Raw genomic sequence first — 6683 nt, 5'->3', positions numbered from 1 at the left:
AGTCAATCAACAGCCGCGCAGCAAAGCCGAGCGGCGCAGGGCCAACAGTTGGGCGTTCTACCAACTACGTCAATTTCTGGAATACAAGGCGAGGGCTGCAGGGGTTTCTCTGATTCTTGTGCCGCCTGCTTACACGTCGCAGACCTGCCACCGATGTTTGCACATCCATCCTGAGCAGGGCAAGTCCTACCGCAGTGGCAAGTCGTTCAAGTGTGGGCACTGTGGATGGGAAGGAGATGCGGATTTGAATGGTGCGAATGTGATTGCGCTTTTGGGGGCTGTCGTAAACCAGCCTAGAGGTTCGGGCCTGTTTTGTTCTCTGGTAGAGCAGAGCAGGCCCAGGGCTACTGAAAGCCCGCTCCGTACCGCTTAGCGGTCGGAGCCGGGTAGTTTACCTTTCGACCTCATTTCGACCTCATTATTTTGTAGATTTTGTAGCTCGGCTGGGTTGAGCAGAAAGAGCGCTGGGAAGCGCAACCCGTCCAAGGAGGTCGGAGCCGGAAGCCAGTTGGACAGGTTAAGGTGAAGAGACTGTTAAGATTCTTATGGTTTTGCTGTTGCCAAGGCAACACCGCACCAACTAACATCTCGCTACACTGCGACCGCTCATGATTCATCCTCTGCTGCAACGGCTGCACCAATCCACCCTGACCCCGCTGCGGGATATCCACTGGACGCCGGAATTGTTCGGAATCCTCTTGGTGTACTTTGTGCAGGGGGCGGTGGGGCTGGCACGGCTGGCCACCAGCTTTTACCTGAAGGATAGCTTGGGCCTCAGCCCGTCTCAGGTGGCGGCGTTGATGGGCGTTGCCATGAGCCCCTGGATCCTCAAGCCCCTCTACGGCCTGCTGTCGGATACCGTACCGGTGGCGGGCTATCGGCGTCGTCCCTACCTCTTGTTGTCAGGGCTTCTGGGGTGTGGGGCTTGGCTGGGGATGGCCCTGTGGGCACCGACGGCTGGTCTGGCCACCCTGTGGATGGTTTTGGGATCCCTGGCGGTGGCGGTAGGGGATGTAATCGTAGATTCGCTGGTGGTGGAGCGGGTACACGGCAGTGACTGGGCGGGGACGGGCACGCTGCAATCTTTAACTTGGGGAGCAACGGCCTTGGGATCCCTGCTCACCGCCTATTTGGGAGGAGCGCTCTTAGCCCATTATCCGCCGCAGGTGGTGTTTGGCCTGACAGCCTTGTTGCCGTTGTTCATCGCTTTGGCAGCTTGGGTTATTGCCGATCAACCGGTGGCGTTGTCCCAGGGCTGGGATCCCTTGCAACAACAGGTGGGGCAGGTGTGGCGGGCGCTGCGGCAACCCAGCATTTTGCTGCCGGTGCTGTTTGTGTTCGTTTGGCAGGCCACTCCCAGCGCCGATGCGGCTCTTTTTTACTTTGTCACCAACGATCTCGGCTTTGGGCCGGAATTTTTGGGTCAGGTGCGCTTGGTTACCAGCATCGCCAGTTTGCTGGGGGTAGGGATCTTCCAAGTGTACCTGCGGCGGATCCCACTGCGGCCCCTGTTCGGCTGGATGACCGTGATCTCGGCAGGGTTGGGCCTGACCAGCCTTATCTTGGTCTATCACCTCAACCGGGATTGGGGCATCGACGATCATTGGTTTAGCTTGGGGGACAGCCTGGTGCTGACGGTGGCAGGACAAATTGCCTTTATGCCAGTGCTGGTCTTGGCCGCCCGCCTCTGCCCCCCTGGGATCGAGGCCACCCTCTTTGCTCTGCTGATGTCGGCCTTTAATTTGGCGGGGTTTCTCTCCCAAGAGCTGGGATCCCTGCTGATGCATGGGCTGGGGGTAACGGAGACCGATTTCAGCCGGCTGGGGCTGCTGCTGATCCTGACCAACCTTTCCACCCTCTTGCCCCTGCCGTTTTTGGGCTGGCTGCCGGAAGAGAGCATAACCCTTGGCGGAGCAGAACTGGAGGCGGAAGCCCATGCCTCTCTGGAATCCTTTCTGCGGGATGTGCAGGCAGAAGAAGCGGAGACAGCCTTGGCGATGGAAGGGGTCTCTCTGGCCGAAACCGACCCAACCTAAAGAGACTCTGTCTGGCCTCGGGAAAGGCATACAGCCTCGGTGTCCAGCCGCTAAGATGGAGGGATGAGCTGGGTAGCCCCCACAACTCACTCGGATCTTTCACTTCAGGAGGGGACCGTGCTTCATCGTAGGATCTATCAACTCAGCCGCGAAGGCAAGGATGTGTGGATCTATCTGCGGGATCAGGGACGCTGGCTGGAACGGGCCAAGATCCTCGATATCGAAGGGGACACCATCCTAGTTCGCTACGAGACAGAAGATGAGGAGGAGATCTGCTCCTGGGAGGAGATGATTCGCCTGGAAAGCATTGGAGCTGTTGCTCAGCGCCTTTCCACCATTCCCAAGGGGATGCTCAGCACGTCAGATTTGCTCACCTCAGAAGACTGCCCTCCGGCTGAATTGCTGCATCCGCCACTGTTGCCTACCGAAGGAGAAGATCATCCCAGCAGCGAGCGCCTCGTGGAGGATTACTACCTGGATCGGGAGGCTCCTGCCGAGCTGCCGGTGCGCTCCAGTGGGGAAGATCTCAAACGGGCGGATCGTGCCCGGCACGATGCTGAAGGCACGGATTGAGTTCTCCGTTTGCCAGAGCGGCGCAGAAGAGCGCTTGACATCCTCAGGTTCAGACGCCAGCTCAGAAGCCTAGAGGTGGATGGCCCGGCCACGGCCAGAAAAGTTCTCTAGAGTTCACCTTGGCAGATGAAGGGGATCCCAAGGGCGGGATCTACTTTGCCAGGCCCTCAGTTGTGCAGGGTCGGATGGTCAGTGGGCCGTAGAACTCCTCTTGGCACAGCTCCACCTGAGAGCGGGCAGCCATTAGCAGCAATGACCAGAAGACTTGAATGGGGTGAATGGTCCCGCTGCTGCCGTTTTGATAGCTTTTTTGGCAAAAGTGTTGCTGGAGATCGGCAAAGCTGATCTGGGTCAGACCCTGCTGCCAAAGCTGAGCCAGCAGAGATTCTAGCTCGGCGGTGGTTTCCAAAAGGTTTTCCGGGTGGGCTAGCTGAGTGATGGCCGACAGCGCTTGCTGGCGAGAAATCCGTTGGGCCAGCGGCTTTGGGGCAGCTTCGGGCTGGTGTTCCAGCAGGGTTTCCAGCTCTTGCAGGTGGGCGATGAGTTCTTTGAGGGTGATGGGCCGGGTACGTTGAAGACGGGGTGCTGCCCTGGGTTGCAACACGCGATCCAAGTGCGCCAAAGACCAGCTTGGCCAGGGATCCACTTCTACCTCCACCGGGCTGGGCTCACTTTCTTCTGCTTCTGGTTCTGCCAAAGCCATCGCCTTAAGATAGACCAACATGGCAGCGTGGAGCAGGGCTTGTCCCGACTCAGACAGGTCATGGCTGCTGCTGGTGGGAGCCATACGGGCCAGAAAGCGATCGATAACCTCGATGACCTGCACATCCCAGGGATCGATCTCGCCTCGTTCTGCCAAATCAATGAGCAGAGCAATTGCCTCTTCGGTCGGTGAGTAGGCCATAGCACCCCACAGCTCCCTGACCCTTACTGTAGCCCTCAGGCCGGATCCCGGCTATCTCTAGCCATCTCCCATGCCGATCCGAATCCTCTGGCTCAATCGCTGACGTGGTAATATAGAGATCCTGCTCTAGTCGATAGCTGCTAGAGTGGTATCTGCGGGCGGTTAGCACAGTGGTAGCGCACTTCCTTCACACGGAAGGGGTCACAAGTTCGAATCTTGTACCGCCCATACCCGCAAACCTGCTCCTGCAGCGAGCTTCAACAGTCCAAGTCCTTCTCCTGGAGGAGAGATACAGGCGGCTAGAAACGACTTTTTCCGCCCCGGGGTCTCCCTGAAGCGCGCCTTAGGGAGAGGGCTAATGGCTGTTGAGAACAACTCCGCTTGAGCTTCCAGCGTCTTTGCTGCCAGGCCAGTGGAGAAAGGGAAGAATGGTAGCCTAATAAAGGGTAGGGTTGAGGCCATGCAAGAATTTCGTCCCGCTAACGCGATCAGAAACCTTCGCTTCATACTCCTGGGCTTGTGGATCTTGAGCCTGCTCGTTCTCCTCATCCAAAACTGGGGATCCCCGGCAAGGGTTGTGGTGGGTGGGCAATCGGGATCCCCGCTTCCTCTATCGTTGGTGCTATTGGCCTCTTATGGGGCAGGGATGGGGCTGGGATTTTTGTATGTAGGCTCCTGGCGATTGCACGACCGGGTGTTCCAGCGACAGGCCATCCGTAAGTTAACTCAGTTGAGCGACCGAGTTCGCTTTTTGGAAGCCCAGCTGATTCCCCCCGACCACTATTTGCCCCAAGATCTGCCGGAGTACGAGCCGGATCCCCAAGCAGGCCGCTATTCCTATTCCAATATCCCGCCGGAACGCATTCGCGATCCCGCTCCTGAGGACGACGATGCGGCAGCAGCTCCCAACTGGCGGATTGTCCAGCGGCCCTACGCCGACGAGGAGGAGGAAGGATGGGATTCCTAAACTGGTGGAAATCGTCTGCCGCTCCTGCGTCTGAGCCCGACCCCCGCCCTGAACCGCGGGGACAGAACAACTATCTGCTCATCGTCCTAGACAGTTGCCGCTTCGACAGCCTGCTGGCGGCCAACCCCAAGCACTTGCTGAAGTTGGGCCCTCTGGAAAAGCGCTGGAGCTACGCTTCCTGGACGGCCCCTGCCCATTACAACCTGCTCATGGGCCTGCTGCCCCACACCAGCCCCATCCACGTTTTTGCGTCCGAGCACTACAAGCAAGATTATCTGCGCTACAACGAGCGGCTCGGCACCCGGCAACCCATTGAGTTCAAGCATCTGCTGCCTCATCTCTATTTGCCGACGCTGCTGAAGCATCAACTGGGCTACACCACCCACGCCATGGTCTCCATGCCGGTGCTCAACCCCAGCACGCTGCTGAATCGGGATTTCGATTCCTACCGCCTCATGCCCCAGCACAACGATATGGCGGCCATGGTGGAACAGTTGCGCTTCGAGCCGGATCGCCCCAGCTTTTACCTGTTAAACGTGGGCGAAACTCACTATCCCTACGCGCTGCCCGATGAGGATCCCAGCTTGTGGCCCCGCATCTCGGGGGTGAATGGGGTGTTGAAGCGGCTGGATGAAGGAGAAGAGGACGGGATCCCCTTTTTCGATTCGGCCCAGTTGGAAGAGCTACGGCAGCGACAGATCCAGGCGGTGCGCTACCTGGATGGGATCTTTGAACAGCTGTTCGACCTGGTTCCCAAAAACACCTACATCACGGTTACAGCCGATCACGGCGAACTGTTTGGGGAGGGGGGCTACTTTGGCCATGGCCCTATCCACCACGAAAAAGTGCTGGAGGTGCCTTTTATCGAGGGCAAGATTCGCTAGGATGAGGCCCTCACCCCCAGCCCCTCTCCCTGAGGACAAGGGTGGCCATCGATAGCCCAGCAACTGGGCTTACCAGGATTGAGCCTCTGTTTGCCTGCCGGTTAACGCGATCGCCTGAATCGCATGGGCAGAGCCTCTTCCCTTTTGGAGCAGCTAGATCTGCTGGGTCTCCGGCTTGGGCAGGGTAGGATCCCGGCGGGCTTCACCGTTCGCGCTACCTGGACGGAGTCCGTGGGGGGATCCTTTTACACCGGAACCCAACCCATCTTCGGCGGCCAGGTCGGCAGAGCGGGCGATCTCGTAAAGGCTTTTCACCACACTGCTGAGGGGAATGGCGACGATCACGCCCAGGATGCCCCCCAGTTGCGCCCCCACCAACAGGGCAATCAAGATCCACACTGGATTTAGCCCGATCAGCTCTCCCATCAGGCGGGGGGCGATGACCCGATCCTTCACCTGCTGCACGATCAGGGAAACCAGCACCACTTTAAGGCTGAGCCAAATGTCCTGAAAGGCCAGCAACACCGCCGCCGCCCCAATGCCAATCACCCCCCCCACCAGGGGGATGACCTCCAGCAGGCCGATCAGCAGGCCAAACAGGAGCCCGAAAGGTACCCGCAAAAACCCAAAAACCGGCACCAGCATCAGGGCCATGATGAACCCCAACACCAACTGGCTGATGAGGAAGTTCTGAAAGCTGAGGGCTAGGGCTTCGCCAATGCGCGGCCCCCAAGGTTTGGGGAAGAGGCTGAGCAACCCCTGCCAGAACTGGCCCCCGTAGAGCAGCATGTAGAGGGCCAACACCAGCACCAGCACCAAGTCGATCACCTGGTTGAACGTACCCAGAAGGAGATCCAGGGATTGGCCGGCAATTTTCTCGGCGCTGGCCTGCAGGCGGTTGAGAAGGGTATTGACCAGCTCCGTCTGGCCAAGGTTGATGTTGCGCTCGGCGGCCCAAAGGCTAATCTGGTCGAGCCAATTTTGTAAGGTGTCCACCCACTCTGGGATCCGCGCCCCCAGCTGCACCACTTGCTTGGCCAAGACCGGCACCACGGCGATCCCCACCAAGACCAGCAGCACCACCGAGAGAGCAAAGACCAGGGTGACCGCCAAACCTCGACTGACCCGATAGCGCCGCAGCACCTGCACCGGGTAGTTGAGCAAAAAGGCCAGCACCGCCGCTGTCAGGATGGTGGTGAGCAAATGCCCAAACAGCCGACCCACCTGTATGGCCAGCCAGCCGCTGATGACGATCAAGATCCAGGTGAGCAGCAACCGCTGCAAGGGTGAGAAGCGATTCATGCCGGAGCCATCCCCAA

Annotated in this window: 7 protein-coding genes and 1 tRNA gene; 6 read left to right on the top strand and 2 right to left on the bottom strand. The window is 58.9% G+C overall.

Translation table 11 applies throughout. From position 1 onward, the window contains the following. The 3 genes from ACVWZF_RS03435 to ACVWZF_RS03425 all read left to right on the top strand — a co-directional run. Positions 1–373, top strand: a 373-nt coding sequence (locus ACVWZF_RS03435; RefSeq protein WP_457410841.1) for a zinc ribbon domain-containing protein, incomplete at its 5' end; no start/stop codon positions are given. A 235-nt stretch (positions 374–608) separates the two neighbouring features. After that, entirely contained in the window at positions 609–2036 is a 1428-nt protein-coding gene (locus ACVWZF_RS03430) for a folate/biopterin family MFS transporter (protein ID WP_011432781.1), read from the top strand. Between the two features lie 117 nt (positions 2037–2153). After that, positions 2154–2609, top strand: a complete 456-nt coding sequence (locus ACVWZF_RS03425) for a DUF6679 family protein (protein WP_011432782.1) — start codon at positions 2154–2156, stop codon at positions 2607–2609. A gap of 151 nt (positions 2610–2760) precedes the next feature. On the opposite strand, the gene ACVWZF_RS03420 is transcribed toward ACVWZF_RS03425, so the two are convergent. Next, positions 2761–3513, bottom strand: coding sequence for a segregation/condensation protein A (locus ACVWZF_RS03420; RefSeq protein ID WP_011432783.1), 753 nt, complete (start codon positions 3511–3513; stop codon positions 2761–2763). A 156-nt stretch (positions 3514–3669) separates the two neighbouring features. Here ACVWZF_RS03420 and ACVWZF_RS03415 point away from each other — a divergent pair. From ACVWZF_RS03415 to ACVWZF_RS03405, 3 genes are all read left to right on the top strand, one after another. Then, positions 3670–3741: transfer RNA gene (locus ACVWZF_RS03415), tRNA-Val, on the top strand. Between the two features lie 298 nt (positions 3742–4039). Beyond that, complete coding sequence (locus tag ACVWZF_RS03410) at positions 4040–4480, top strand: hypothetical protein (RefSeq protein WP_238376922.1); 441 nt, start codon at positions 4040–4042, stop codon at positions 4478–4480. Then, positions 4468–5364: a sulfatase-like hydrolase/transferase gene (locus ACVWZF_RS03405; protein WP_011432786.1), complete on the top strand. Its 897-nt coding sequence runs from the start codon at positions 4468–4470 to the stop codon at positions 5362–5364. The genes ACVWZF_RS03410 and ACVWZF_RS03405 overlap by 13 nt, the downstream gene beginning before the upstream one ends. A 153-nt stretch (positions 5365–5517) precedes the next feature. Here the strand turns inward: ACVWZF_RS03405 and ACVWZF_RS03400 are convergent, their stop codons facing one another. Then, positions 5518–6666, bottom strand: coding sequence for an AI-2E family transporter (locus ACVWZF_RS03400; protein WP_414421828.1), 1149 nt, complete (start codon positions 6664–6666; stop codon positions 5518–5520). Between the last annotated feature and the right edge of the window lie 17 nt (positions 6667–6683).

The sequence above is a fragment of the Thermostichus sp. OS-CIW-30 genome, assembly GCF_054060215.1.
The sequence above is the reverse complement of the archived record's forward strand: the minus strand, read 5'-3'. Positions and strand labels throughout refer to the sequence as shown.

Excerpts from the sequence above, each read along its gene's own strand:
- ACVWZF_RS03400 (WP_414421828.1), bottom strand. The coding sequence starts at position 6,666 with ATGAATCGCTTCTCACCCTTGCAGCGGTTGCTGCTCACCTGGATCTTG.
- ACVWZF_RS03420 (WP_011432783.1), bottom strand. The coding sequence starts at position 3,513 with ATGGCCTACTCACCGACCGAAGAGGCAATTGCTCTGCTCATTGATTTG.
- ACVWZF_RS03405 (WP_011432786.1), top strand. The coding sequence starts at position 4,468 with ATGGGATTCCTAAACTGGTGGAAATCGTCTGCCGCTCCTGCGTCTGAG.
- ACVWZF_RS03430 (WP_011432781.1), top strand. The coding sequence starts at position 609 with ATGATTCATCCTCTGCTGCAACGGCTGCACCAATCCACCCTGACCCCG.